The sequence below is a fragment of the Bradyrhizobium sp. RP6 genome (assembly GCF_003837805.1).
Taxonomy (GTDB): domain Bacteria; phylum Pseudomonadota; class Alphaproteobacteria; order Rhizobiales; family Xanthobacteraceae; genus Bradyrhizobium.
In genome coordinates, this window is record NZ_RQIT01000001.1 from 639,105 (window position 1) to 661,746 (window position 22,642).

Here is a 22,642-nt window from a genome sequence, read left to right on the forward strand (position 1 = left end):
GGGCGCGCCAAGCGCGAACCCGGAATCTCGCGCCACAACCTCCAGATTCCGGGTTCGCGGGCTTTGCCCACGCCCCGGAATGACGGGGAATGCCTGATGATCCTTCCCGCGCTGTTCTTCTATCTCTTCGCCGGCGTCTGCGTCGCCTCGGCCGTCATGGTGATTGTCTCGCGCAATCCCGTGCACTCCGTGCTGTACCTGATCCTGGCCTTCGTCAACGCCTCCGGCCTGTTCGTGCTGATGGGCGCTGAGTTCCTCGGCATGATGCTGATAGTCGTCTATGTCGGCGCGGTCGCGGTGCTGTTCCTGTTCGTGATCATGATGCTCGATGTCGACTTCCTCGAGCTGCGCGAGGGCTTCATCGAGTACCTGCCGGTCGGTCTCGTGATCGGCGGCATCTTCCTGTTCGAGCTGCTGCTCACCGTCGGCTTCTGGGTCATCAATCCCGGCGTCTCCAAGACGATCACGGCGGCGATCCCGGCCAATGTCAGCAACACCGAGGCGCTCGGCCTCGTGCTCTATACGAAGTACATCCACTACTTCCAGCTCTCGGGCATGGTGCTGCTGGTCGCCATGATCGGCGCCATCGTGCTGACGCTCCGGCACAAGGCGAGCGTGAAACGGCAGGACATCAACGTTCAGAACGCGCGCACGCCCGAGATGGCGATGGCGATGCGCAAGGTGGCGCCGGGGCAGGGGCTCTCGGACGCCGATGCGGCGGAGTGGGTGAAATGACGATCGGGCTCGGACATTATCTGGCGGTCGGAGCGATCCTGTTCACGCTCGGCATCCTCGGCATCTTCCTGAACCGCAAGAACATCATCGTCATCCTGATGTCGATCGAGCTGATCCTGCTCTCGGTCAACATCAACCTCGTCGCATTCTCGACCTTCCTCGGCGACATCGTCGGCCAGGTCTTCGCGCTGCTGGTGCTGACGGTTGCGGCTGCTGAAGCCGCGATCGGTCTCGCCATCCTGGTGGTCTATTTCCGCAACCGCGGCTCGATCGCGGTTGAGGACGTCAATCTGATGAAGGGCTGAGCTCTCAAATGGTTCAGGCAATCGTTTTCCTGCCTCTGCTGGGCGCCATTCTGGCCGGCCTGATCGCGCTTGTGGGCGCGCATGCTCGCAATCCCTCGGGCGACGAGCTCGAGCATCACGGCGACCATGGTCACGCGCACGCTCATGCGTCCGATACGATCAACGAGGACGCCTCGGTCATCCACGCGACGCACCATGAGCCCGGCGACGGGCACGACGATCACGGCCATGGTCCGGTCGAGCCGCCAGCGGCGGGCTCGCGCGGCGCCGAGCTGATCACCACGGCGCTGCTGTTCGTCTCGGCGGCGTTGTCCTGGATGACGCTGGTCGATGTCGGATTCATGCACCACGACTACAGGATCCAGCTGCTGCCCTGGATCTTCTCCGGCGACCTCCAGGTCTGGTGGACGCTGCGCGTCGACACGCTCACCGCCGTGATGCTGGTGGTGGTGACGACCGTGTCCTCGCTCGTGCACCTCTATTCCATCGGCTACATGGACGAGGATCCGAACCGGCCGCGCTTCTTCGGCTATCTCAGCCTGTTCACCTTCGCCATGCTGATGCTGGTGACCGCGGATAATCTCGTGCAGTTGTTCTTCGGCTGGGAAGGCGTGGGTCTGGCCAGCTACCTGCTGATCGGCTTCTGGTACCAGAAGCCGTCGGCGAACGCGGCCGCGATAAAGGCCTTCGTGGTCAACCGCGTCGGCGATTTCGGCTTCGCGCTCGGCATCTTCGCCATCTTCATGCTGGTCGGCTCGACCGATTTCGAGACCATCTTCCACGCGGCGCCCGGTCTCACCGGCAAGACCGTCAACTTCCTCGGCTGGCACGCCGATGCGCTGACCCTGACCTGTCTGCTCCTGTTCATGGGCGCGATGGGCAAGTCGGCGCAGTTCCTGCTGCACACCTGGTTGCCGGACGCGATGGAAGGCCCGACCCCGGTCTCGGCGCTGATCCATGCCGCGACGATGGTCACAGCCGGCGTCTTCATGGTGGCGCGCCTGTCGCCGCTGTTCGAGCTCGCCCCGAACGCACAGGCCGTCGTGATGTTCTTCGGCGCGACCACCGCGTTCTTCGCGGCGACCATCGGTCTCGTCCAGAACGACATCAAGCGCATCGTCGCCTATTCGACCTGTTCGCAGCTCGGCTACATGTTCGTGGCGATGGGGGCAGGGGCCTATTCGGTCGGCATGTTCCACCTGTTCACGCACGCCTTCTTCAAGGCGCTGCTGTTCTTAGGCTCCGGCTCGGTGATCTACGCGATGCACCACGAGCAGGACATCCGCAACATGGGCGGCCTCTGGAAAAAGATCCCCTACACCTATGCGGTGATGGTGGTCGGCACGCTGGCGCTCACCGGCTTTCCGCTCACCGCCGGCTACTTCTCCAAGGACGCGATCATCGAGTCCGCCTATGCCTCGCACAATCCGTTTGCGGTGTACGGCTTCCTGATGACGATCGTCGCCGCCGGCCTGACCTCGTTCTACTCCTGGCGCCTGATCTTCAAGACCTTCCACGGCGAGCCGCATGACGAGCATCACTACGAGGCGGCGCATGAGGCTCCGCTCTGGATTCTGATCCCGATCGGCGTGCTCGCGGTCGGCTCGTTCGTCGCAGGCCTTCCGTTCAAGGAGCTGTTCGCCGGTCACGGCATCGAAGAATTCTTCCGCGAATCCGTGAAGATGAACCCGCACATCATCGAGGAGATGCACCACATCCCGCAGACCATCGCCTTCCTGCCGACGGTGATGATGGTGCTGGGCTTCCTGGTGTCGTACCTGTTCTACATCCGCCGGCCTTATCTGCCGGTCGAGCTCGCGAAGACGCAGCCGATGCTGTACCAGTTCCTGCTCAACAAATGGTACTTCGACGAGCTCTACGACCTCATCTTCGTCCGTCCGGCGAAGTGGATCGGCTATCAGCTCTGGAAGAAGGGCGACGGCTTCATCATCGACGGCTTCGGCCCCGACGGCGTCTCGGCCCGCGTGCTGGACGTCACCCGCAACGTCGTCAAGATCCAGACCGGCTATCTCTATCACTACGCATTCGCCATGCTGATCGGCGCCGCCGGCCTGATCACCTGGTTCATGTTCGGCTTTGGAGGCCAGTAAATGACAACCTGGCCCATTCTTTCGGTCACGACGTTCCTGCCGCTGGTCGGCGCGCTGATCGTCTATCTCAGCCGCGGGGATGACGAGGCGGCCAAGCGTAACTCGCGCTGGATCGCGCTGTGGACCACGCTGATCACCTTCGCGGTGTCGGTGATCCTGGTCATGCGCTTCGACCCGTCCAATCCCGACTTCCAGTTCGTCGAGAAGGCGAACTGGCTCGCCACCGGCATCACCTATCATATGGGCGTCGACGGCATCTCGCTGCCGCTGGTGATCCTCACCACCGCCGTGATGCCGTTCTGCATCATCGCGAGCTGGAAGGCGATCACGAGCCGCGTCCGCGAATACATGATGGCGTTCCTGATCCTGGAGACGCTGATGATCGGCACCTTCTCGGCGCTCGATCTCGTGCTGTTCTACCTGTTCTTCGAGGGCGGTCTGATCCCGATGTTCCTGATCATCGGCGTCTGGGGCGGTCCGCGCCGGGTCTATGCCTCGTTCAAGTTCTTCCTCTACACGCTGCTCGGCTCGGTCCTGATGCTGCTCGCCATCATGGCGCTGTACTGGAACGGCGGCACCACTGACATCCCGACCCTGATGCACACGGCCGTGCCGCGGTCCCTGCAGACCTGGGCGTGGCTCGCCTTCTTTGCCTCCTTTGCGGTGAAGATGCCGATGTGGCCGGTGCACACCTGGCTTCCCGACGCGCACGTCGAGGCGCCGACTGCGGGCTCGGTGGTCCTCGCCGCGATCCTCCTGAAGATGGGCGGCTACGGCTTCCTGCGCTTCTCGCTGCCGATGTTCCCGCTGGCCTCGCACGACTTCGCGCCGCTGATCTTCACGCTCTCGGCCATCGCCATCATCTACACCTCGCTGGTGGCGCTGATGCAGGAGGACATGAAGAAGCTGATCGCGTACTCGTCGGTGGCACATATGGGCTTCGTCACCATGGGCATCTTCGCCGGCACCATGCAGGGTGTCGCCGGCGGCGTGTTCCAGATGATCTCGCACGGCATCGTCTCCGGCGCGCTGTTCCTCTGCGTCGGCATCGTCTACGACCGCCTGCACACCCGCGAGATCGCGGCCTATGGCGGCCTCGTCAACCGGATGCCGCTCTACGCGATGACCTTCATGGTCTTCACCATGGCCAATGTCGGCCTGCCCGGAACGAGCGGCTTCGTCGGCGAGTTCATGACGCTGCTCGGCACCTTCAAGGTCTCGATCCCGACCGCGTTCTTCGCCAGCTTCGGCGTGATCCTGTCGGCGGCCTATGCGCTGTGGCTCTACCGCAAGGTCGTGTTCGGGGCCCTGGTCAAGCCGTCGCTGATGAGCATGAAGGATCTCACCTTCCGGGAATGCCTGACGCTGTTCCCGATGATCGCGCTGACGATCCTGTTCGGCGTCTGGCCCAAGCCGGTGCTCGACATGTCGGCCGCCTCGGTCCAGCAACTCGTCAACAACTACAACACCGCTGTGACGGCCATGAAGGCCGCCGCACTGCTCCAGTGATCGGGCAGGTCAGGATATCGCCATGAGCTTTGAGTCTGCAGGTTATCAACTGGCGCCGGTGCTGCCCGAGCTCGTGCTCGCGGTCGGCGCGATGGCGCTTCTGATGCTCGGAGCCTATCGCGGGCAGGAGACGACCAGGACGGTCACGTCGCTGGCGGTGGTGCTCCTGATCGTGGTCGGCGCGCTCGTCTACATGCAGCCTGCGGGCAAGCAGGTGACCTTCGGCGGCAGCTTCATCGTCGACGACTTCGCCCGCTTCATGAAGATCCTGGCCCTGATCGGCTCGGCGGTGACCCTGGTCCTGTCGGCCGAGTTCCTGTCTGACCCGTCGCGCCGCATCTTCGAATATGCGATCCTGGTGCTGCTCTCGACGCTCGGCATGATGGTGCTGATCTCGGCCGGCGACCTGATCTCGCTCTATCTCGGCCTCGAGCTGATGTCGCTGGCGCTCTACGTCGTCGCCGCCTCGAACCGCGACAATGCCAAGTCGACCGAAGCCGGCCTGAAGTATTTCGTGCTCGGCGCGCTGTCCTCGGGCATGCTGCTCTACGGCTCCTCGCTGGTCTACGGCTTCACCGGAACGGTGAGCTTCACCGGCATCGCCGCGGCGGCCACCGTCTCGAATGTCGGGCTGGTCTTCGGCCTCGTCTTCCTGCTCGCCGGCCTCTGTTTCAAGGTCTCGGCGGTGCCGTTCCACATGTGGACGCCCGACGTCTATGAGGGCGCGCCGACCCCGGTCACCGCCTTCTTCGCGTCCGCGCCGAAGGTGGCCGCGCTCGCCGTCTTCACCCGCGTGACGCTGACGGCATTCCCCGGCATCGTCTCGCAGTGGCAGCAGATCCTGGTGTTCGTGGCGATCGCCTCCATGGCGCTCGGCTCCTTCGCCGCGATCGGCCAGACCAACATCAAGCGCCTGATGGCCTATTCGTCGATCGGCCACATGGGCTTTGCGCTGGTCGGCCTTGCCTCCGGCACGGTCGAGGGCGCGCAGGGCGTCCTGATGTACATCGTGATCTATGTCGCGATGACGCTCGGCTCGTTCTCGATCATCCTCGCCATGAAGCGCAACGGCCAGGCGGTGGAGCAGATCAGCGATTTCGCAGGCCTGTCGCGGACCAATCCGCTGCTCGCCTTCATGTTCGCGATGCTGCTGTTCTCGCTCGCCGGCATCCCGCCGCTCGCCGGCTTCTTCGCCAAATGGTACGTCTTCGTCGCTGCCATCAAGGCGAACCTGTTCACGCTCGCCGTCATCGGCGTGCTGACCAGCGTGGTGGGTGCCTATTACTACCTCGCCATCGTCAAGACGATGTACTTCGACGAGCCGGCCGGCCAGGTCGATCCGGTGCGCATCGAAGTGCGGACGGTGCTGGCGGTGGCGGGCCTGTTCAACATCCTGTTCGCGCTGTTCGCAGGTCCGGTGGTGAGCGTCGCCTCCGCCGCGGCAAAGTCGCTGTTCTAGGATGGCTTTCGCGCTCGGTCCTCGCGCACTGTCGGCGGGCTACAAGCTCGCAGCTTTCGAGCGGACCGGCTCGACCAATACCGAGGCGATCGAGCGCGCCAGGGCCGGCGAGCGTGGCCCGATGTGGTTCGTCACGTCGGAGCAGACCGCCGGCCGCGGTCGCCGCCAGCGCGCCTGGATCGCGCCGCGCGGCAATCTCGCCGCCAGCATCCTCGAAGTGATGGACGTTGCCCCGGCCGTCGCCGCCACGCTCGGCTTTGCCGCCGGACTGGCGGAGGAGGCGGCACTGGAGAAGGTCAGCCTCGAGGCCGCTCTGCGCCTCGGCGAGGGCCGCCCCCGCTACGCGTTGAAATGGCCGAACGATGTGCTGGCCGGCGGCCAGAAGCTGGTCGGCATTGGCCTCGAGGCCGAAGCCGTCAGTGGCGGCCTCGCTGTCGTCGTCGGCATCGGCACAAATGTGGTCGCAGCGCCCGAGGGCACCCCGACGCCCGCGGTGTCGCTGGCCGCCCTCGGCGTCCAGATCAGCGCGGAGGAGCTGTTCTCGGCCCTCTCGGATGCCTGGGTCGAGTTCCGCGGGATCTGGGACAATGGCCGCGGCTTTGCCGAGATCCGCAAGCTCTGGCTCGAGCGCGCTGCCGGCCTCGGGGAGAAGGTCGCGATCCACACGGGAGCGATGACGCTGGAAGGCATTTTTGACACCATCGACGACGCCGGCTGCCTGATCGTCCGCACCGCGGAGGGCCGCCTCGTGCCCGTGGCTGCGGGCGAAGTGTTCTTCGGCCCCGTTGCCTCCGTGGGAGCTGCGTGATGGCAAGGCCCGACGAACTCGTGTTTGCACCCCTCGGCGGCGTCGGCGAGATCGGCATGAACCTGTCGATCTATGGCCTCGGCAACCGCCACCAGCGCGCCTGGCTGGCGGTCGATCTCGGCGTGTCCTTCGGCGACGAGGAGCATCTGCCGGGCATCGACCTGATCATGCCCGACATCAGCTTCCTGGAGAAGGAGCGCAAGAACCTGATGGGCCTCGTGCTGACCCACGCCCATGAGGACCATTTCGGCGCCATCATCGATCTCTGGCCGAAACTGAAATGCCCGATTTACGCCACCAGGTTCAGCGCGGCGCTGTTCGAGGCCAAATGCGCTGCCGAGCGCAATGCGCCCGAGATCCCTGTCACCGTGATCCCCTCCGGGGGCCGCGTCGATATCGGCCCGTTCAACGTCGAGTTCATTCCCGTCGCGCATTCGATTCCGGAAGCGCACGCGCTGGCGATCCACACCGAAGCCGGCATCGTGCTGCATACCGGCGACTGGAAGATCGACCCGACTCCGACCCTTGGGGCGCCGACCGACGAGAAGCGGCTGCGCGAACTCGGCGAGCAGGGCGTGCTTGCCTTGATCGGCGATTCCACCAACGCCGTGCGCGACGGCCGCTCGCCGTCGGAAGCCGAGGTCGCCCGGACCATCATCGAGCTCGTCAAGTCAGCCAAGGGCCGCGTCGCGGTGACGACCTTCGCCTCCAACGTCGCCCGCATCAAGGCGGTGGCCGAGGCGGCGAAGGCTGCCGACCGCGAGGTCGTCGTGGTCGGCCGCGCCATGGAGCGCGTGGTGCAGGTTGCCCGCGAGACCGGCTATCTCGACGGCGTGCAGAATTTCCGTTCGCCCGAGGTCTACGGCCACCTGCCGCAGGACAAGGTGCTGGCCCTGTGCACCGGCAGCCAGGGCGAGTCACGTGCGGCGCTGGCGCGCATCGCCAACGACGACCATCCCGAGATCACGCTCAACCGGGGCGACTGCGTCATCTTCTCCTCGCGCACCATTCCAGGCAACGAGAAGGCTGTCAGCTCGATCGTCAACAATCTCGTGCTCCAGGGCATCGAGATCATCACCGACCGCGACGCTCTGGTCCACGTCTCCGGCCATCCCCGCCGCGACGAGCTGCGCGACCTGATTTCCTGGGTGAAGCCGCAACTCCTGATCCCGGTCCATGGCGAGGCCCTGCATCTGCACGAGCACGCAAAACTGGCGCGCGCCGCCGGCGTGCCGCGCGTGCTGGTCTGCCGCGACGGCGACCTCGTCAAGCTCGGCCCCGGCGATCCCGGCATCGTCGGGGAGGTGCCTTTCGGCCGTCTCTACAAGGACGGGACGATTCTGGAGGACTCCAAGTCGCGCGCGGTGATCGAGCGTCGCCGCATGGCCTTTTCCGGCTGCGCCTTCGTCGCCATCGCCATGACGGCGCAGGGCGAGCTCGCCGACGATCCGGAGGTCGATCTCGTCGGCATCCCCGAGAAGAACAGGGCCGGCGAGCTCTTCGACGACATCGTCTTCGACGCCGTGATGTCCACCATCGAGGGCCTGCCGAAGGCGCGCCGCCGCGATCCCGACGCCCTGGCCGAGTCGGTGCGACGCGCCGTCCGGGCCGTGATCAACGAACATTGGGGCAAAAAGCCTCCCTGTCTGGTACACGTACTGACAGTGTAGATTAGGCGTGGTCTCGGGATCACGCGCTGAGGGAGAAGAACCATGCTGGGTCGCCTCAACCATGTCGCGATCGCGACCAAGGATGCCGTCAAGGCCGCAAAGATTTACGGAGCGGCGTTCGGCGCTCAGATCTCGGAAGCCGTTCCGCTGCCCGAGCACGGCGTCACGACCGTGTTCGCGACGCTCCCCAACACCAAGATCGAGTTCATCGAGCCGTTAGGGCAGGCCTCGCCGATCGCAAAATTCGTCGAGCGCAACCCCGACGGCGGCATCCACCATGTTTGCTACGAGGTCGTCGACATTATCGCCTCGCGCGACACGCTGGTGAAGGAAGGCGCGCGGGTGCTCGGCGACGGCACGCCGAAGATCGGCGCCCACGGCAAGCCGGTGCTGTTCCTGCACCCGAAGGACTTTTCCGGCGCGCTGGTCGAGATCGAGCAGGCGTAAGGCCGCCCCATGGCCATTCAGATATCGACCGCGCTTGCGATCTACTTCGTCATCTGGTGGGTCGCGCTGTTCCTGACGCTGCCGTTCGGCGTGCGCAGCCAGCACGAGGATGGCGTCGGCGCACCCGGCACCGACCCCGGCGCGCCGATCCTGACGCGGATGGGCCGCAAGCTGATCTGGACCACGATCATCTCGGCGGTGGTCTACGGCATCGGCTTGGCGGCCTATCAGGCCGGCTATCTCTCGATCGAGCGCCTGTCGAAATTGATGGGAATGCCGTTCTAGTTTCACCTCTTCCCGCCGGGGAGAGGTGGAGTACCTCGGCGATAGACTTTGCTTGATCGCGTCACTCGCCTAGAATTTTGCGTTTTTTCTTGGGGGAACGAATGACTTTTCAGCGTATCGTCGTCGCGCTTCTGGTGCTGATCGTCGGCGGCCTTGGCGGCATTGGCTATCTCCAATGGAAGACGGCCGTGCAGGTCCGCACCCTGAAGGCGTTCGTCGAGGGCTCTGTCTTCAACGAGGCGGTGATGGCCTGCGAGCAGGCCAAGAGCTCGACGCCGTTCAGGTGGAACGGAGGCAAGAGCACGTCGGTGATCGGCCTGAACTCGGTCAAAACAGACAAATACACTGTCAGCGCCAGCTACACGCTGGTGGCGGACGGCGTCTATTGTGATTTCGATCCGATCAAGAGGAAGGCCGATATCGGCTCCAGCTTCCTCGAGCGGGAGACCTTCTAAAGCATGATCCGGAAAAGTGCGCAGCGGTTTTCCGAAAAGATCATGCTCAAACAACGACCTAAAGCGCGATGACAATTTCATCCTCATAGCATCGCGCTTTAGCTAGTCGCGAGCGCAGCGTGTGAGCTCTCGAATGGCATCGCAATCCGCCGACCACATCATCGATCTCTATCAGCGCAAGGCATCGGACTGGATCGACAGCCGTGCACGGAGCGGTCTGTTCGAACAGGCTTGGCTCGGCCGTTTCCGTGCGCTGCTGCCGCCGGCCGGCTCCGTCCTCGATCTCGGCTGCGGCTCGGCAGAGCCGATGGCGAGATACCTGATCGGGCTTGATCATCGCGTGACGGGAGTGGATTCCTCGCCGGCCATGATTGATGCGTCCCGACAACGTTTCCCGGAGCAGGAATGGATCGTCGCCGATATGCGCCGGCTTGCGATGGGTCGGCGATTTTGCGGCATCCTTGCCTGGGATAGCTTCTTTCACCTCTGTTTCGACGACCAGCGCCGCATGTTCCCGATCTTCCGGGATCATGCGAAGCCTGAGGCGGCGCTGATGTTCACGAGCGGCCCGGCTGAGGGCGAGGCGATCGGCGTGCTCGGCGGTGAGCCGCTGTATCATGCCAGCCTGGATCCGGCCGAGTATCGATCGCTGCTCGACCGCAACGGATTCCGCACGGTGTCGCACGTGGTCGAGGACCCCGATTGCGGTGGTCACACCATCTGGCTGGCCCAGCGCATTTGAGAGGCGCGCCAAGTCGCGGCAGCAACGGCATCGCCGTGAAGCAAGCAATCCGGCAGGCATTCCGCTGAGAGCGGGCCTGCCAGCAGCTCTCGCCAGTCCTAAACTAGATCGCTCGGCGTTGCCGGCCGGCGAAGAGACCGTAAACAAACAGCACGATGATGGCGCCGACCACCGCACCGATCAGGCCGGCCCCTTCGCCTGGACGATACCAACCCAGCGCTTGCCCGAGATAGGAGGCAACGAACGCGCCGACGATGCCGAGGATGGTCGTCAGGATGAAGCCGGAAGGTTCATTATCGCCGGGCATGATGAACTTGGCGATCACGCCGGCGAGAAAGCCAATGATGATGGTCCAAAGAAGGCTCATGTCTACACCTCTTCTGAGTTGAGCGGCTGCTTCTATGCCTCGGGCAGGCGCCCATCCGGCGTGTATTTGTCGATTGCGGAAGGAAGCTCGCGGGATAGCCGCGCGACGATCTCGTCCTGAGAGAGCCCGGTCTGCTGCGCGAGCTTATCCAGGACGTCAGTGCCGATGGCTTGTTTGAGCTCCGGCGAGGAGATCTCCTTGTTGGGGCCGGGTTTTACCCATGAATCGGCGATGTCACCCTGCCCACTCTGGTTGAACCGCTCCAGGAGCTCGCCAATTCCGCCATTGAGGAGGCCGCCGATTCCGCCCGCCCCGAGCATACCGCCGAGATTGCCGAGCACGCCCCCAAGCGGTTGCTGACCGCCCGCGGACGAGCCGCTCCCTGCGCCTTTCAGCAGCTCAGCCAATTTGTCGCGGTTCTGATATCCGGCAATGGCCAGCATTGCCAGAAGGGCAGTCATGGAGGGCATTCCGCGGCGCATCTGGCAGCTCCTTCAAAAGGTCAGACACGCAAAACTGTCTCGGCCCGCTTGTGTTCCTTGGATCGGCACGCTCGCGACCAAGCGTCCCAGCTCGTCCAGGGCGCTGACCGTCGATGGGTCGCTGCACGGAGCCGTTGCCGGGCCGATCCGGGGGGCGGGCTGGGTCGGTGGCTGCGCCGGGAGTGCGCCAGCCGACAGGCGGGTGGCAGACCGCGTTGATTGCGAATACGATCCGATCAAAAGAATGGCCGGGATCGGCTCGAGCTTCCCAGCGTCGGGAGTAACGATCCGGTCGATATGTGGGATGGGATCGTCATGACCGGGGACTGGGCAGGAGATTATCGGATTCTACATGAAGCCGACCTGCGGGATTATCTCGCAGGGGTTTCGGAGCTCAAGGCGCTGCTCGGCGACGAGCCGTCCTCCTGGGAGATCACCGAGGTCGGCGACGGCAATCTCAACCTCGTCTTCATCGTCAAGGGCGCGCGCGGCGGCATCGCCGTGAAGCAGGCGCTGCCTTATGTCCGGCTGGTCGGCGAAAGCTGGCCGCTGCCGCTGTCGCGGGCCCACTACGAATATCTCGCTCTGTCCCGGCAGGCCGAGCTCGCGCCCGGCCTCGTGCCGGCGCTGCTGCATCACAACGAAGCCTTGGCGCTGACCGTGATGGAGCTGCTCGAGCCGCACATCATCATGCGCAAGGGGCTGGTTGCGGCGACGCGATATCCCCGTTTCGTGGACGACATCACCACCTTCATGGCGCAAACCTTGTTCTTCACCTCCGACCTCGCGCTGTCCGCAGCCGAGAAGAAGCAGGGCATCGCCGCCTTTGCCGGCAACCACGCGCTGTGCAAGATCACGGAGGATCTGATCTTCACCGATCCGTACCGCATCGCCGAGCAGAACCGCTGGACTTCGCCCTATCTCGACGGCTTGGCCGCTGAGCTGCGCGAAGACATGGATCTGCACATTGCGATCTCCCGCCTGAAGCTGAAGTTCATGGCAAGCCCGGAAGCGCTGCTTCACGGCGACCTCCACACCGGCTCCATCATGGTGACGGAGAACGAGACGAGGGTGATCGACCCTGAATTTGCGTTCTACGGTCCGATGGGCTTCGATGTCGGCGCTGTGCTGGCGAACCTGCTGATGGCCTACTTTGCATCAAGCGGCCACGAGCGCGCGCCGGGCGATCGCCGCGCGTTCGAGACGTGGCTGCTGGAGACCGTCGAGCAGGTCTGGAACGAATTCGCCCGCAAATTCCTCGACCTCTGGCGCGCCGGCGCGGAAGGCGATGGCTATCCCGTCTCGCTCTTCGCGGGCGAGAAGGGGGCAGCACGGCTGGAAGCCGAACGGCAGGCCTACATGCGGCGTCTGTTCGCCGACACGGTCGGCTTCGCCGCGGCCAAGATCATCCGCCGCATCTTCGGTCTTGCTCACAATATCGATTTCGAGCTGATCGAAGACCCGCAGGCGCGCGCGACCTGTGAGGCCCGGGCAGTGCGCCTGGCGCGGGCGATGATGGTGGAAACGGCGGCGTTTCCGACGATTGCTGACGTCACCGGCGCTGCGCGAAAACTGCGGGACTGGATGCCGGAGCTGTCTGGCTGAGAGTTCAACGCCTGCTGACGTCGACTAGGCGAGGACGAAGCTGGCTCGGGCGCGGGATGTCGGCCGCCAGAGGGCGCAGCCATTCGCGGAAGCTGACGATCTCCGGGCAATCCGCGGTACCTTCGGGTGCAACCAGCCAATCACCGAGGCCCGATCCCCCATCGACCCGGTCGCAGCGATAACCGGGATGGTGGCTGAGACCGCGGCCGATCAACAGATCGACCTTGCCCTCGACGAGTTCGTGCAAGCCCGCGGGTTGCAGCACCCGCAGGCCGATGTCCGGATGTGCGCTGCGAAACTCCGCCAGCCCCAGGCGGCGCAGGTCGATGCCGCCGTGGACTCCCAGGTGCAGTTGCACCGCACCTGGCGGTTTCAATTGCGAGGTCGCCTCCGCAATGTGGCGAAAACCCTCGGATATTCCGGGCAGATAGGACCGGCCCGCGGCGGTGAGGATGAGCTGCTTATGCAGCCGCTCGAACAACTGCACGCCGAGGCGGGCCTCCAGCGCCTTCACCTGCTGCCCCACGGCGGCCGGGGTCACGTGCAGCTCGTGCGCGGCGAGCTTGAAGCTGAGATGCCGGGCGGCGGCCTCGAAGGCGCGGAGCGCGTTGAGCGGGGGAAGGGCGTAGGTCATCGCAATGCAGTTTGACACTGATGGAGCGAGCCCTTGCAATAGATTTTCTTGCGCTGAACCGCAGGAATGATGCTTTGCGGCGCGGCGCTGCCGCCGGATACGGTCAAGCCGCAATCCGGAGAGACCCTATGTCCCCAGCTCACATCGTCAGCCACAATCCCGCAACGGTCCGTGCTCCCGCCGGTGGTTACAGCATGGGGCTTGAAGTCAGTCAGCATCGCCGCCTGCTGTTTATCAGCGGCCAGGTGCCGGAGACATCCGACGGCAGTGTGCCCGAAGGTTTCGAAGCGCAATGCGAGCAGGCCTGGTGCAATGTCATCGAGGTGCTCGCCGCCGCCGGCCTTGGCGTCAAGCATCTGGTCAAGGTCACCACTTTCCTGACCGACCTCAGTCAGGTCGTGCCCAATCGTGCCGTTCGGCGCAAGATGCTGGCGGGACACGAACCCGCGCTCACGGTCATCATTGCGCAAACCGTCGACAGCAAATGGCTGCTGGAGATCGAGGCGATCGCCGCGGAATGAAGCCGGCGCCGCCGGCGTCGCAGAGCCAATCATATCAGGTGTCCAATGGCCGAGATCCATCCCTTCTACCAGACGCATCGGGAAGCAATGGAGGCCGCCATGCGTGGCCGCCTCGACATTGCCGAGCCGATGCTGCGCGAGCGCGCGCACCTCTCCGATGTCCATGGGATCAGGCAGGAAGTAATGGACGAATTCGGGATCGTCCTCACGCAGATGCCCTATGTCGGTGGTGCAGCCAGCCGCATGAGCGATTTCTTCATGCGCCTGACCGGTTTCATGGCCATCAGTCGGGTGCTCCGGCGCCACGGCGTGCCGGTGCCTGTGATCGGTGAGATCGAGCGGGAGACCTACAAGGCGCAATTGCTCACCGAGCCGGAAGCGGAACGCCTTGCCTTGGGACGTCAGTTCATGTCGTCGGAGAACCAGGTGTTGCTGCGTGAGCAGGCCGCGCGGAGCACCACGGAGAGCCATCAGAAGGAGTTTCCGGAGGACTTCGTCTACGATTTCGTCGAGCCGGGTCCCGGCGATGAATTCGAGTTCGGCATCAACTACAGGGCCTGCGGCTTCTGCAAGCTCGCGGCGCGACATGGCGAGACCGAGATCTTGCCCAACATCTGCGGCCTCGACTTCGACGCCTACGCCACGCGAGGCATCCGTCTGGAAAGGACGCAGACCTTGGCAGGAGGGGCCAGCCACTGCAATTTCCGCTTCTCGCGGCTGCCGCCGGACCGGAAGATCGGGAGCTAGGGCTCGGACTCATTCACAGCCAGAAGGCGATGGTGGTTGCGAGCTGAAGTCGTACGAACTTCGCCGCTCGCAGCGCATAGCGGCATGAGACAGGCGCTGAAGACGGTCAGGCTCACCCGGATGGGCTGACCGCCGGCGCGGTCGATCCGTCACGACAGCCGTCGCGGCTGCGCACTCGCCGAACCGTCCGACAGCGTCAGCATCGCCGCGACTAACTGATGCGGGTCCCTGTTCGCGCCCTGCTCAGTCCTCGTCCTGCCACCTGCGCAGATCCGTCTGGTCATGATAGGCCATGCGGTCCGGCGTGGTGATGAATTCCATCGTCGTGCCCCACGGCATGCGGCAGTAGCAGACCTTGTTTCCAGGACCTTTCTCGGTTGCATAGGGAATAGCGCGTGGCGCGGTGAGGAGGGTGCCTCCCGCCTTCTCGAAGCGCTCGACCGATGCGTCGATGTCGTCGGTATAGAGAGCGAAGTGCGTGATGCCGAAGTCGCTCGCCCGGATCGGCTTGGCTTGCTCGGGACCGTGCATTTCAAAGAGCTCGATATCGGGTCCGGTTCCGATTTTGACCATTGCCTGCGCACGCACGACCGTTCCCGGAAAAGCGCCAACGGCTCGCTCGAAGTCGGGTCCCTGCCGCGGCGGATCCTGCGGTCCGAAGGACTGGTAGATCACCTGGCCGCCGAACGCTTCGACCAGGAACGATTTTGCTGCTTCGATGTCGGGCACCGTGATGCCGATATGATTGACGCCGCGAATGATGGGTGCGGTCATGACAGTCTCCTTTGCTGTTGATTCGATCCATCGCGTTTCTGCAGCGCAATTTTCCCGCAGCCTAGCGATCCGCCCGGCCCACGACGGCGCGGGCGCCGAGTTTCAGTTGGCCTCGAGGAACTCGATCAGGGCGGCCGCGACTTCATCCGGCCGCTCGTCCGCGACATAGTGGCTGCACCGCGCGATCGAGCCGCCCCTCACATTGGTGGCGAACTCCTTGAGCATCGGCACCATCTGCGCACCGAACCGCTGGTCCCCACCCAGTCCGAGCAGGGGTATCTCGAGCGGTTGCTTCTTGTACTCGAGCGCAGTCGCATGATCGGCGGCGAGGGTGCGGTACCATTCCATGCCGCCACGCGTGCGGCCAGGAAGCGCCATCGCCTTGGCGTAGATCTCGATGTCCGCCGGATTGAAGGTGCTGTGATCGTAGAACCGCTCTGCCATGAAGGTCGAAACATAGTCATATTCACGGCCATGAATCAGGCGCTCTGGTAGGTCTCGGTTCATATGGAAGCTGAAGTGCCAGAGCCTTGCGGTCGTCGCCTCCCATCCGGTCCAGCCGGGAAGCGGAACGTCGAGGACGGCCAGGTGGGTAACAGCCTCCCGATAGAGAGCGGCCTGCGGCAAGGCGACCATTCCGCCGATGTCATGTCCGCACACGGCGTAGCGTTCATGCCCAAGGGCAACCATCACTTCATGCGCGTCGCGCGCCATCGTCGCCTTGTCATAGCCGTCGAGCGGGCAGTCGGAAAAGCCGGCGCCGCGCAGATCCATGGCCACCACGCTGAAATGCTCGGCCAGCAGCGGCATCACATGGTGCCATTCCCACCAAGTTTCCGGCCAGCCGTGAAGCAGAAGAATCGGCGGGCCTGAGCCTCCCGTGACGGCGTTGATCTTGATGCCATTCACCGGCACCAGCTGCTGGGTAAACCCCTTCAAAGTTGCGATCATGATCGCTTTCCGGTCAGATGTCGACGTTCAAACAGAGCTCGCGACCAGCGCTCAGCGCTGGTCGAAATCCGTGGCGATCGAGATATCGCGCCAGGCGTCGATATCGCTGCGGAAGGCGGCCAGCTTTCGCTCGGCGATCGCGTGCGCGATCGGGCCGAGCGGCAGATGAAGCGGGGCGTCATCGGCGTCCACTGCCTGCAGGATCACCGCGATCGCCTTGTCGGGATCGCCCGCCTGATTGCCGTCGTTCGTTTCGCGATAGTGCTTGCGTGAGGTCGCGGCGTATTCCGGCATCTCGTTGGTCGCCATCGTGATCGAACGGCCAAGGAAATCGGTGCGAAACGGCCCGGGTTCGACGATCAGCACGCGGATGCCGAACGGCTCCAGCTCGCCGGCGAGAGCTTCGGAAATCCCCTCCACGGCGAACTTGGCGGCATTGTAATAACCTCCGCCGCTGCCGCCCGCGATGCCCGCGCCGGACGACATGTTGACGATCGTTCCGCCCGCACGTCGCAGGACGGGCAGGGCGGCTCTGGTGGTTTCGATCAGACCGAAGACGTTCACCTCGAACATCGGCCGATATTCCTCGGGCGTGCCTTCCTCGATCGCGCCGAACAGGCCGTAGCCGGCATTGTTCACGAGCACGTCAAACCCGCCAAAGGTCTCGACCGCCTTTGCGACCGCTGCCTTGGCTGCCGCCGCATCGGTCACGTCGAGTGGCAAGGTGATCATGCGGCCGCCGAAAGGCTCGGCCATTTCCGCGATCGTCTTGACATTGCGGGCCGTCGCGATGACCCGATCGCCGCGCTGTGCGGCAGCAAGCGCGAGCCGCTCGCCGAAGCCGCTTGAGCAGCCTGTGATGAGCCAAGTTTTCATTGCTTCTTCTCCGAGTTGTTTTCAGACGACCAACCGCGATTAGCCCGGCGCCATCACCTTGCGGAAAGAACCCGCGGCCGCTGACCAGCCCATAAGGTCCCTAGTTTCCCGCACAGCGGGAAGTGCACGTTCACAGCCAGTGTCACCCAAGCGGCGGCCCTCATGGGTCGGGGGAATTCCACAGAAGAACGCACCTCCAGGCGATGGCAGGGATCTAGGTGCTTAGATTTGTTCTTTGAGTGACATAATTGTACTCTCGGCGTTCAGTTTTGTGTGGGTGGTCGCGATGGAATGGAGTGACGTCAGAATCTTTCTTGCGATTGCGCGATCCGGCACGCTCGGCGGCGCCGCGCGTTCTCTTCAGACAAGCCATCCGACCGTCGGCAGGCGTCTTCGCGCACTTGAGGAGGCGATCGGTCACACGCTCTTCCAGCGCACAGCGGACGGTCTCGTTCTGACCGAAGAGGGCCACGGGATCGTCGCACTGGCCGAGCAGATGGAAGAAGGCGCGCTGGCCATGGAGCGCCGGCTTGCGGGGCAGGAGCAGAATCTCAAAGGCAGTCTGCGCATTTCGTCAGCGGACTGGTTTGGGGCCTATGTCCTCCCACCTGTCCTGGCGGATTTCTCGAAAGCCTACCCCAATGTCGATGTCGAGATCCTGACCGGCACGCGCCGGTTCAACCTTGCCCAACGGGAGGCCGACGTCGCTTTTCGTATCGTTCCGTTCGACACTGCCGATGTCGTTCAGCGGCGGCTCTTCAGGCTCGAGTACGGCGTCTACATCGCCGAGGAGGCGGCTGATCCCAAATATGGCGATGGAGCCGGTTTCCGGCTGATCACCCATGACACATCCACGGGGAATTTCCCTGACATCGCGTGGCTCATCGAGAGTTTCCCCAACGCCAGACTGGTCCTGCGATCGAACAACCGCAACGTCCAGGGGCGCATGTGCAGGCAAGGGGTCGGCATCGCTGTCCTGCCCCGCGTGGTCGGCAATCAGATCCCAGGTATCCGCAGACTGAAACTGCCGACGCCGCCGCCAGCGCGAGACATTTGGATGGGATACCACCGGGACCTGCGGCGTCTCGAGCGTCTTCGCGCGTTCATCTCGACGGTATCGGACCATCTCGTGAACGCAACCGCATGATGTGCGGCCCGGAAATGACTCAAGGCTCCCGGAGAAGCTCCAAGATCGCTGAGAGCCATCGTTGTCATTGCGAGCGCAGCGAAGCAATCCAGACTGCCGCCGCCGAAAGACTCTGGATTGCTTCGCTGCGCTCGCAATGACGAGGCAAGCTATGGCTCATCCAAGCCGCCGGCATGATGACAGCATACCCCTGTTTTGCCCGACGTGTCAAAATTTACTTCGTAAAATCAGCAATCCATCGACGTGGCGGGCAAGCCATTGATTCCACTGGCGCCGGCTACTGTGCATGGGGTTGTTTTCGCGGTTTTTTGTTTTGAGCGTGTCTACTCCGCCGCCTTTTCCCTCAAGCGCTGCGCATAGACGTTGATGACCAATGCGGCCAAGAGGATCAGGCCGCGGATCAGGATCTTCAAAAAACTGTCGATGTTGACGTGGTCGAGCCCGTTGTTGAGGACGCCGAGCACGAACAGCCCGACGATGGTGTTGCCGATGCCGCCGCGGCCGCCGAACAGGCTGGTGCCGCCGACCACGACGGCCGCGATGGAATCGAGCAGGTAGGTGTCGAACTCGTTCTGCTGCGCGCTGCCGAAATGCGCGACGCCGAGCATCCCGCCGATGCCGGAGCAGACTGCCGAGATCACCATGACCGCGCCGAGGATGAGCTTGACGTTGAGGCCGGAATATTCGGCCGCCTCGCGATTGCCCCCGACCATGTAGACGTAGCGGCCGAACCGCGTGTAGGTCAGCACCAGGTGGCCGCCGAGCAGCATCAGCGCGGCGACGATGACGATCCAGGGGATGCCCCCGATCGAGCCGGAGCCCAGGGTCGTGATCAGGCTCGGCACCTTGTAGGCAATCTGGCCGCGCACCAGCAGCGCGGAGATGCCGGCGGCGATCTGCATCATCGCCAGCGTCATGATGAAGGAGGGGATGCCGATCACGGTCAGGCCGAGCGCATTGACGAGGCCGAGCAGGGCGCAGAGCAGGATCGACAGGATGATGGCGACGACGCCGGGCAGGGGGACGTTGGCGATGTTGACGTAGGATTCCTGCAGCGTGAAGTAGGCGACCGCGATGCCCGTGACGTTGGCGATGCTGGCGATCGACAGGTCGATCTCGGCGCAGAGGATCACGAAGGTGAGGCCGACCGCGATGATGCCTGTGACCGACACCTGCGTCAGGATGTTGCCGAGATTGTCGAGTGTCGCGAAGGAGGGGCTGGCGAAGGCGAAGAAGGCGGTCAGGAAGATCAGCGTCAGGAATGGGGCGATGTTGCGCATCTGCGAGCGCAGGAAGGGCGCAAAGCCCCGCGCCCTCCGTCCTGTCGCCAAAGCGGTCTCGCTGCTCATGTGCTTCTCCGTCACGCCGCTTCCAGCAGGCGGTCCTTGCTGACCGGCTCGTTCTTGAACTCCCGCACCAATGCGCCGCGCTTGAGCACGAGGATGCGGTCGGCCAGCGACAGCACCGTTTCCGGCTCGGTCGACAGCACAATGATGGCGAGCCCCCTGGCGCGGAGGTTGCGGACGATGTTGATGACGTCGTTCTTGGCGCCGACATCCATGCCGCGGGTCGGCTCGCACAGCACCAGGAGTTTCGGTGGATAGGTCAGCCATTTCGCCAGGGCGACCTTCTGCTGGTTGCCGCCCGAGAGCATGCCGAGATCGAGACCGACCACCGGCGGCCGGATCTGCAGCTGCTCGACCTGGCGCTTGGCGATGTCGCGCTCCCGCGCCGGCTTGAGCAGCAGGGACGAGATGCGGTCCAGAATGCTGATCGAGATGTTCTTGTAGACCGGCTCCTGGTGAAACAGCATGTCGCGCCGGCTCTCCGGCACCAGCGCCACGCCGGCGCGCCGCGCGGCTGCCGTGCTGGCGAAGGACTTCGGCGTGCCCTCGACCGCAAGCGTGCCACCGTCCGGCTTCAGCTTGCCGAACAGGATGCGCGACAGCTCCTGCTGGCCGCAGCCCATGAAGCCGTAGATGCCGAGCACTTCGCCCGCGCGCGCCTCGAATGAGACCTCCCGAAGGCTGCGGGCCAGCGACAGCTGGTCGACTTTCAGGATCACCGAGCTGTCGCTCGGTCGCGGCAGCATCAGGTCGTCGGTGTAGCTGTGCTCGAGCGCCTCGCCGCCGCGCCCGATCATGGCCTCGATCAGCGCGCCTTTGCTGGTCGCGGCGCTCGCGGTCTCCGCAACCTTGCGGCCGTTGCGGAACACGGTCACGGTATCGGAGACGCGCAGGATGTCCTCGATGAAATGCGAGATGAAGACGATGGCAGCGCCACCCTGCCGCAGCCGCTTGAGCGTGGCGAACAGCCGCTCGACCTCGGGCGGGGAGAGGGCGGAGGTCGGCTCGTCCAGGATGACGATGCGGGCGCCGGAGAACAGCACGCGGGCGATCTCGATCAGCTGCTGCAGCCCGATCGGGAGGTCGCCGAGACGCGCCATCGGATCGACATCGATGCCGAAGCGGGCGAGTTGCTCGCCCGCCTCGCGCGCCATCCGCCGCCATTGCACAAGCCCGAACCGGTTGATCGGCTGGTTGCCGAGGAAGACGTTCTCGGCGACGGTCAGGTCGGGCGCGACGCTGAGCTCCTGATGCACCATGGCGATGCCGGCAGCGTGCGCATCGCGGGCCGAGTGGAAATGTCTCTCCTGGCCATCGACCAGGAAGTGCCCGGAGAATTCGGTATGCACGCCGGCGATGATCTTCATCAGCGTGCTCTTGCCGGCGCCGTTCTCGCCGACGAGACCGTGGATCTCGCCGGAATAGAGCGCGAAGTCGACACCACGAAGCGCTTCGACTCCGCCGAAGCTCTTCGTGATGCCTTGAAGTTCCAGGATGGGCTGTTGTCCCTCAGGCATGAAAGTTCAGATCTTGGAGGCTCAGATCAGGAAGTGATCCTGCATCCACTGCATCCCGGCGGCGTTGGCCTTGGTCACGACCGGGCCGTCGGTGACGACATTCTTCGGGATGCCCTGTCCGCTCTTCTCGCCGCCGACCACGGCCGACACGCCTGCGATGATGGCGCCGCCATGGATGCGGCAGGACGGATTGCGCACGGTTGCGAACATGCGGCCTTCGCTCACCGCCTGGATCGCCGGCGGCATGGCATCGACGCCGCCGATCAGGATGTTGGTGCGGCCCCGCGCCTTCATGATGTTGGCGGCGGCGAGCGCCATGTCGTCATTGTGGAAGAACGCCGCGTCGATCTGCGGGTATTTCGTCAGGTAGGTTTCCCAGAGGCGGGCGGTCTTGGAGACGTCCCAGTCGGCCGGCTGGGTGTCGAGCACCTCGATGCCGGGGAATTGCTTGACCACCGAGTTGAAGCCCTTGGCCCGTCCTTGCGCGCCGGTGTGGCCGAGCGCGCCCTGCGTCATGATGATCTTGCCCTTGCCGCCCATGGCGTTGCACAGCGCCTGCGTCACCGAGGCGCCCATGAACTCGTTGTCGGGGGCGAGGAAGGAGTGGACGTTGATCTGGTCGAGCGGCGCGATCAGCGTGTCCATGTCGATCACGGGCGTGCCGGCGTCGATCATCTTTTGCACGGGCTGGGTGAGAGTGCCGATGCCGAAGGCCTGGATCGCGACGAAGTCCCATTTCTGCGAGGCCATGTTGTCGATCGCCGCGCGCTGCTTCACCGCATCAAGCTGGCCGTCGAACCAGGTGACCTCGACGTTGAACAGCTTGCCCCAGAACTCCGCGGCCTGCTTTCCCTGCGCGCACCAGGTGGCCTGGAGGCCTGCATTGGAGAACGCCGCCTTCAGCGGCTTTTCGCTGCGTCCGACTGCGGCTGCAAGTGCGGGGGTTATGCCCATGCTGCCGAGCATGGCAGTTGCGGCGCCGGCGGTCGCTGCCGCCTGAAGAAGATCGCGCCTCGTCGTCGAGAAATCTTTCGTCCCGGACATCGCTCGCTCCCATGTATCTTGTCGTCGGCGCGTCATTGCTTGCGCGACCGATCTCCGAAAGTCTCTCACAAGAGTTGTTGGCACTCAATCTGCAATCAACCGCGA

At 64.1% G+C, this 22,642-nt stretch carries 24 protein-coding genes; 15 read left to right on the forward strand and 9 right to left on the reverse strand.

From position 1 onward, the window contains the following. The first annotated feature begins 96 nt into the window (after positions 1-96). From EHH60_RS03465 to EHH60_RS03515, 11 genes are all read left to right on the forward strand, one after another. Complete coding sequence (locus tag EHH60_RS03465) at positions 97-735, forward strand: NADH-quinone oxidoreductase subunit J (RefSeq protein WP_061027048.1); 639 nt, start codon at positions 97-99, stop codon at positions 733-735. Continuing rightward, a complete protein-coding gene (gene nuoK, locus EHH60_RS03470; protein ID WP_008547737.1) occupies positions 732-1,040 on the forward strand; it encodes an NADH-quinone oxidoreductase subunit NuoK in 309 nt (102 codons plus the stop codon). Before EHH60_RS03465 ends, nuoK begins: the two co-directional genes overlap by 4 nt. Before the next feature lie 8 nt (positions 1,041-1,048). Further along, entirely contained in the window at positions 1,049-3,151 is a 2,103-nt protein-coding gene (gene nuoL, locus EHH60_RS03475; protein WP_124158062.1) for an NADH-quinone oxidoreductase subunit L, read from the forward strand. Then, positions 3,152-4,660 (forward strand): NADH-quinone oxidoreductase subunit M, encoded by a 1,509-nt coding sequence (locus EHH60_RS03480; protein ID WP_124158063.1) that lies wholly within the window; start codon positions 3,152-3,154, stop codon positions 4,658-4,660. Between the two features lie 22 nt (positions 4,661-4,682). Beyond that, on the forward strand, positions 4,683-6,119 hold the full coding sequence (gene nuoN / locus EHH60_RS03485; protein ID WP_124158064.1) for an NADH-quinone oxidoreductase subunit NuoN: 1,437 nt from the start codon (positions 4,683-4,685) through the stop codon (positions 6,117-6,119). 1 nt (position 6,120) lies between these two features. Then, the gene (locus EHH60_RS03490) at positions 6,121-6,927 is read left to right on the forward strand and encodes a biotin--[acetyl-CoA-carboxylase] ligase (protein ID WP_124158065.1); all 807 of its coding nucleotides are present in this window, start codon (positions 6,121-6,123) and stop codon (positions 6,925-6,927) included. Then, the gene (locus EHH60_RS03495) at positions 6,927-8,597 is read left to right on the forward strand and encodes a ribonuclease J (RefSeq protein WP_124158066.1); all 1,671 of its coding nucleotides are present in this window, start codon (positions 6,927-6,929) and stop codon (positions 8,595-8,597) included. The genes EHH60_RS03490 and EHH60_RS03495 overlap by 1 nt, the downstream gene beginning before the upstream one ends. 42 nt (positions 8,598-8,639) lie before the next feature. Beyond that, complete coding sequence (gene mce, locus EHH60_RS03500) at positions 8,640-9,044, forward strand: methylmalonyl-CoA epimerase (protein WP_124158067.1); 405 nt, start codon at positions 8,640-8,642, stop codon at positions 9,042-9,044. Between the two features lie 9 nt (positions 9,045-9,053). Beyond that, positions 9,054-9,329 carry a DUF1467 family protein gene (locus tag EHH60_RS03505; RefSeq protein ID WP_124158068.1) on the forward strand — a complete coding sequence of 92 codons (276 nt, stop codon included), beginning with the start codon at positions 9,054-9,056 and terminating at the stop codon, positions 9,327-9,329. 101 nt (positions 9,330-9,430) lie between these two features. After that, positions 9,431-9,784: a hypothetical protein gene (locus EHH60_RS03510; protein ID WP_124158069.1), complete on the forward strand. Its 354-nt coding sequence runs from the start codon at positions 9,431-9,433 to the stop codon at positions 9,782-9,784. Between the two features lie 133 nt (positions 9,785-9,917). After that, positions 9,918-10,526: a class I SAM-dependent methyltransferase gene (locus EHH60_RS03515; protein ID WP_124158070.1), complete on the forward strand. Its 609-nt coding sequence runs from the start codon at positions 9,918-9,920 to the stop codon at positions 10,524-10,526. Positions 10,527-10,629: 103 nt separating this feature from the next. Here the strand turns inward: EHH60_RS03515 and EHH60_RS03520 are convergent, their stop codons facing one another. Together EHH60_RS03520 and EHH60_RS03525 are read right to left on the reverse strand one after the other, a co-directional pair. Further along, the gene (locus EHH60_RS03520; RefSeq protein WP_036010147.1) at positions 10,630-10,893 is read right to left on the reverse strand and encodes a GlsB/YeaQ/YmgE family stress response membrane protein; all 264 of its coding nucleotides are present in this window, start codon (positions 10,891-10,893) and stop codon (positions 10,630-10,632) included. Between the two features lie 32 nt (positions 10,894-10,925). After that, positions 10,926-11,375: a YidB family protein gene (locus tag EHH60_RS03525; protein WP_124158071.1), complete on the reverse strand. Its 450-nt coding sequence runs from the start codon at positions 11,373-11,375 to the stop codon at positions 10,926-10,928. Positions 11,376-11,690: 315 nt separating this feature from the next. On the opposite strand from EHH60_RS03525, the gene mtnK reads away from it, so the two are divergent. After that, positions 11,691-12,980, forward strand: coding sequence for an S-methyl-5-thioribose kinase (gene mtnK, locus EHH60_RS03530; RefSeq protein WP_124158072.1), 1,290 nt, complete (start codon positions 11,691-11,693; stop codon positions 12,978-12,980). Positions 12,981-12,984: 4 nt separating this feature from the next. On the opposite strand, the gene EHH60_RS03535 is transcribed toward mtnK, so the two are convergent. Continuing rightward, the gene (locus EHH60_RS03535) at positions 12,985-13,614 is read right to left on the reverse strand and encodes a LysR family transcriptional regulator (protein WP_124158073.1); all 630 of its coding nucleotides are present in this window, start codon (positions 13,612-13,614) and stop codon (positions 12,985-12,987) included. A gap of 128 nt (positions 13,615-13,742) precedes the next feature. Here EHH60_RS03535 and EHH60_RS03540 point away from each other — a divergent pair, with 128 nt between their 5' ends. Both EHH60_RS03540 and EHH60_RS03545 read left to right on the forward strand, forming a co-directional pair. Further along, positions 13,743-14,135: a RidA family protein gene (locus EHH60_RS03540; RefSeq protein WP_199751271.1), complete on the forward strand. Its 393-nt coding sequence runs from the start codon at positions 13,743-13,745 to the stop codon at positions 14,133-14,135. A 45-nt stretch (positions 14,136-14,180) separates the two neighbouring features. Then, on the forward strand, positions 14,181-14,882 hold the full coding sequence (locus tag EHH60_RS03545; protein WP_124158075.1) for an L-2-amino-thiazoline-4-carboxylic acid hydrolase: 702 nt from the start codon (positions 14,181-14,183) through the stop codon (positions 14,880-14,882). A gap of 243 nt (positions 14,883-15,125) precedes the next feature. On the opposite strand, the gene EHH60_RS03550 is transcribed toward EHH60_RS03545, so the two are convergent. From EHH60_RS03550 to EHH60_RS03560, 3 genes are all read right to left on the reverse strand, one after another. Further along, positions 15,126-15,656 carry a VOC family protein gene (locus tag EHH60_RS03550; protein ID WP_124158076.1) on the reverse strand — a complete coding sequence of 177 codons (531 nt, stop codon included), beginning with the start codon at positions 15,654-15,656 and terminating at the stop codon, positions 15,126-15,128. A 102-nt stretch (positions 15,657-15,758) separates the two neighbouring features. Further along, complete coding sequence (locus EHH60_RS03555) at positions 15,759-16,607, reverse strand: alpha/beta fold hydrolase (protein ID WP_124158077.1); 849 nt, start codon at positions 16,605-16,607, stop codon at positions 15,759-15,761. A 51-nt stretch (positions 16,608-16,658) separates the two neighbouring features. Next, positions 16,659-17,483 (reverse strand): oxidoreductase, encoded by an 825-nt coding sequence (locus tag EHH60_RS03560; protein ID WP_124158078.1) that lies wholly within the window; start codon positions 17,481-17,483, stop codon positions 16,659-16,661. Positions 17,484-17,769: 286 nt separating this feature from the next. Here EHH60_RS03560 and EHH60_RS03570 point away from each other — a divergent pair, with 286 nt between their 5' ends. After that, positions 17,770-18,630: a LysR family transcriptional regulator gene (locus EHH60_RS03570; RefSeq protein ID WP_124158079.1), complete on the forward strand. Its 861-nt coding sequence runs from the start codon at positions 17,770-17,772 to the stop codon at positions 18,628-18,630. Between the two features lie 323 nt (positions 18,631-18,953). On the opposite strand, the gene EHH60_RS03575 is transcribed toward EHH60_RS03570, so the two are convergent. The 3 genes from EHH60_RS03575 to EHH60_RS03585 are packed head-to-tail and all read right to left on the reverse strand — an operon-like array spanning position 18,954 to position 22,537. Beyond that, positions 18,954-19,979: an ABC transporter permease gene (locus EHH60_RS03575; protein ID WP_124158080.1), complete on the reverse strand. Its 1,026-nt coding sequence runs from the start codon at positions 19,977-19,979 to the stop codon at positions 18,954-18,956. An 11-nt stretch (positions 19,980-19,990) separates the two neighbouring features. Next, positions 19,991-21,493 (reverse strand): sugar ABC transporter ATP-binding protein, encoded by a 1,503-nt coding sequence (locus EHH60_RS03580; protein ID WP_124158081.1) that lies wholly within the window; start codon positions 21,491-21,493, stop codon positions 19,991-19,993. Positions 21,494-21,514: 21 nt separating this feature from the next. Continuing rightward, positions 21,515-22,537, reverse strand: coding sequence for a sugar ABC transporter substrate-binding protein (locus EHH60_RS03585; RefSeq protein ID WP_199751272.1), 1,023 nt, complete (start codon positions 22,535-22,537; stop codon positions 21,515-21,517). Positions 22,538-22,642 lie beyond the last annotated feature (105 nt).

What these genes read in the sequence shown, in the direction of transcription:
- EHH60_RS03510 (WP_124158069.1), top strand. Translation starts at nt 9,431, where the DNA reads ATGACTTTTCAGCGTATCGTCGTCGCGCTTCTGGTGCTGATCGTCGGC.
- EHH60_RS03570 (WP_124158079.1), top strand. Translation starts at nt 17,770, where the DNA reads ATGGAATGGAGTGACGTCAGAATCTTTCTTGCGATTGCGCGATCCGGC.
- EHH60_RS03575 (WP_124158080.1), bottom strand. Translation starts at nt 19,979, where the DNA reads ATGAGCAGCGAGACCGCTTTGGCGACAGGACGGAGGGCGCGGGGCTTT.
- EHH60_RS03535 (WP_124158073.1), bottom strand. Translation starts at nt 13,614, where the DNA reads ATGACCTACGCCCTTCCCCCGCTCAACGCGCTCCGCGCCTTCGAGGCC.
- EHH60_RS03555 (WP_124158077.1), bottom strand. Translation starts at nt 16,607, where the DNA reads ATGATCGCAACTTTGAAGGGGTTTACCCAGCAGCTGGTGCCGGTGAAT.
- nuoK (WP_008547737.1), top strand. Translation starts at nt 732, where the DNA reads ATGACGATCGGGCTCGGACATTATCTGGCGGTCGGAGCGATCCTGTTC.
- EHH60_RS03545 (WP_124158075.1), top strand. Translation starts at nt 14,181, where the DNA reads ATGGCCGAGATCCATCCCTTCTACCAGACGCATCGGGAAGCAATGGAG.
- EHH60_RS03490 (WP_124158065.1), top strand. Translation starts at nt 6,121, where the DNA reads ATGGCTTTCGCGCTCGGTCCTCGCGCACTGTCGGCGGGCTACAAGCTC.
- EHH60_RS03465 (WP_061027048.1), top strand. Translation starts at nt 97, where the DNA reads ATGATCCTTCCCGCGCTGTTCTTCTATCTCTTCGCCGGCGTCTGCGTC.
- nuoN (WP_124158064.1), top strand. Translation starts at nt 4,683, where the DNA reads ATGAGCTTTGAGTCTGCAGGTTATCAACTGGCGCCGGTGCTGCCCGAG.
- EHH60_RS03495 (WP_124158066.1), top strand. Translation starts at nt 6,927, where the DNA reads ATGGCAAGGCCCGACGAACTCGTGTTTGCACCCCTCGGCGGCGTCGGC.
- EHH60_RS03550 (WP_124158076.1), bottom strand. Translation starts at nt 15,656, where the DNA reads ATGACCGCACCCATCATTCGCGGCGTCAATCATATCGGCATCACGGTG.
- EHH60_RS03580 (WP_124158081.1), bottom strand. Translation starts at nt 21,493, where the DNA reads ATGCCTGAGGGACAACAGCCCATCCTGGAACTTCAAGGCATCACGAAG.
- EHH60_RS03515 (WP_124158070.1), top strand. Translation starts at nt 9,918, where the DNA reads ATGGCATCGCAATCCGCCGACCACATCATCGATCTCTATCAGCGCAAG.
- mce (WP_124158067.1), top strand. Translation starts at nt 8,640, where the DNA reads ATGCTGGGTCGCCTCAACCATGTCGCGATCGCGACCAAGGATGCCGTC.
- EHH60_RS03540 (WP_199751271.1), top strand. Translation starts at nt 13,743, where the DNA reads ATGTCCCCAGCTCACATCGTCAGCCACAATCCCGCAACGGTCCGTGCT.
- mtnK (WP_124158072.1), top strand. Translation starts at nt 11,691, where the DNA reads ATGACCGGGGACTGGGCAGGAGATTATCGGATTCTACATGAAGCCGAC.
- EHH60_RS03480 (WP_124158063.1), top strand. Translation starts at nt 3,152, where the DNA reads ATGACAACCTGGCCCATTCTTTCGGTCACGACGTTCCTGCCGCTGGTC.
- EHH60_RS03585 (WP_199751272.1), bottom strand. Translation starts at nt 22,537, where the DNA reads ATGTCCGGGACGAAAGATTTCTCGACGACGAGGCGCGATCTTCTTCAG.
- EHH60_RS03560 (WP_124158078.1), bottom strand. Translation starts at nt 17,483, where the DNA reads ATGAAAACTTGGCTCATCACAGGCTGCTCAAGCGGCTTCGGCGAGCGG.
- EHH60_RS03520 (WP_036010147.1), bottom strand. Translation starts at nt 10,893, where the DNA reads ATGAGCCTTCTTTGGACCATCATCATTGGCTTTCTCGCCGGCGTGATC.
- EHH60_RS03505 (WP_124158068.1), top strand. Translation starts at nt 9,054, where the DNA reads ATGGCCATTCAGATATCGACCGCGCTTGCGATCTACTTCGTCATCTGG.
- EHH60_RS03525 (WP_124158071.1), bottom strand. Translation starts at nt 11,375, where the DNA reads ATGCGCCGCGGAATGCCCTCCATGACTGCCCTTCTGGCAATGCTGGCC.
- nuoL (WP_124158062.1), top strand. Translation starts at nt 1,049, where the DNA reads ATGGTTCAGGCAATCGTTTTCCTGCCTCTGCTGGGCGCCATTCTGGCC.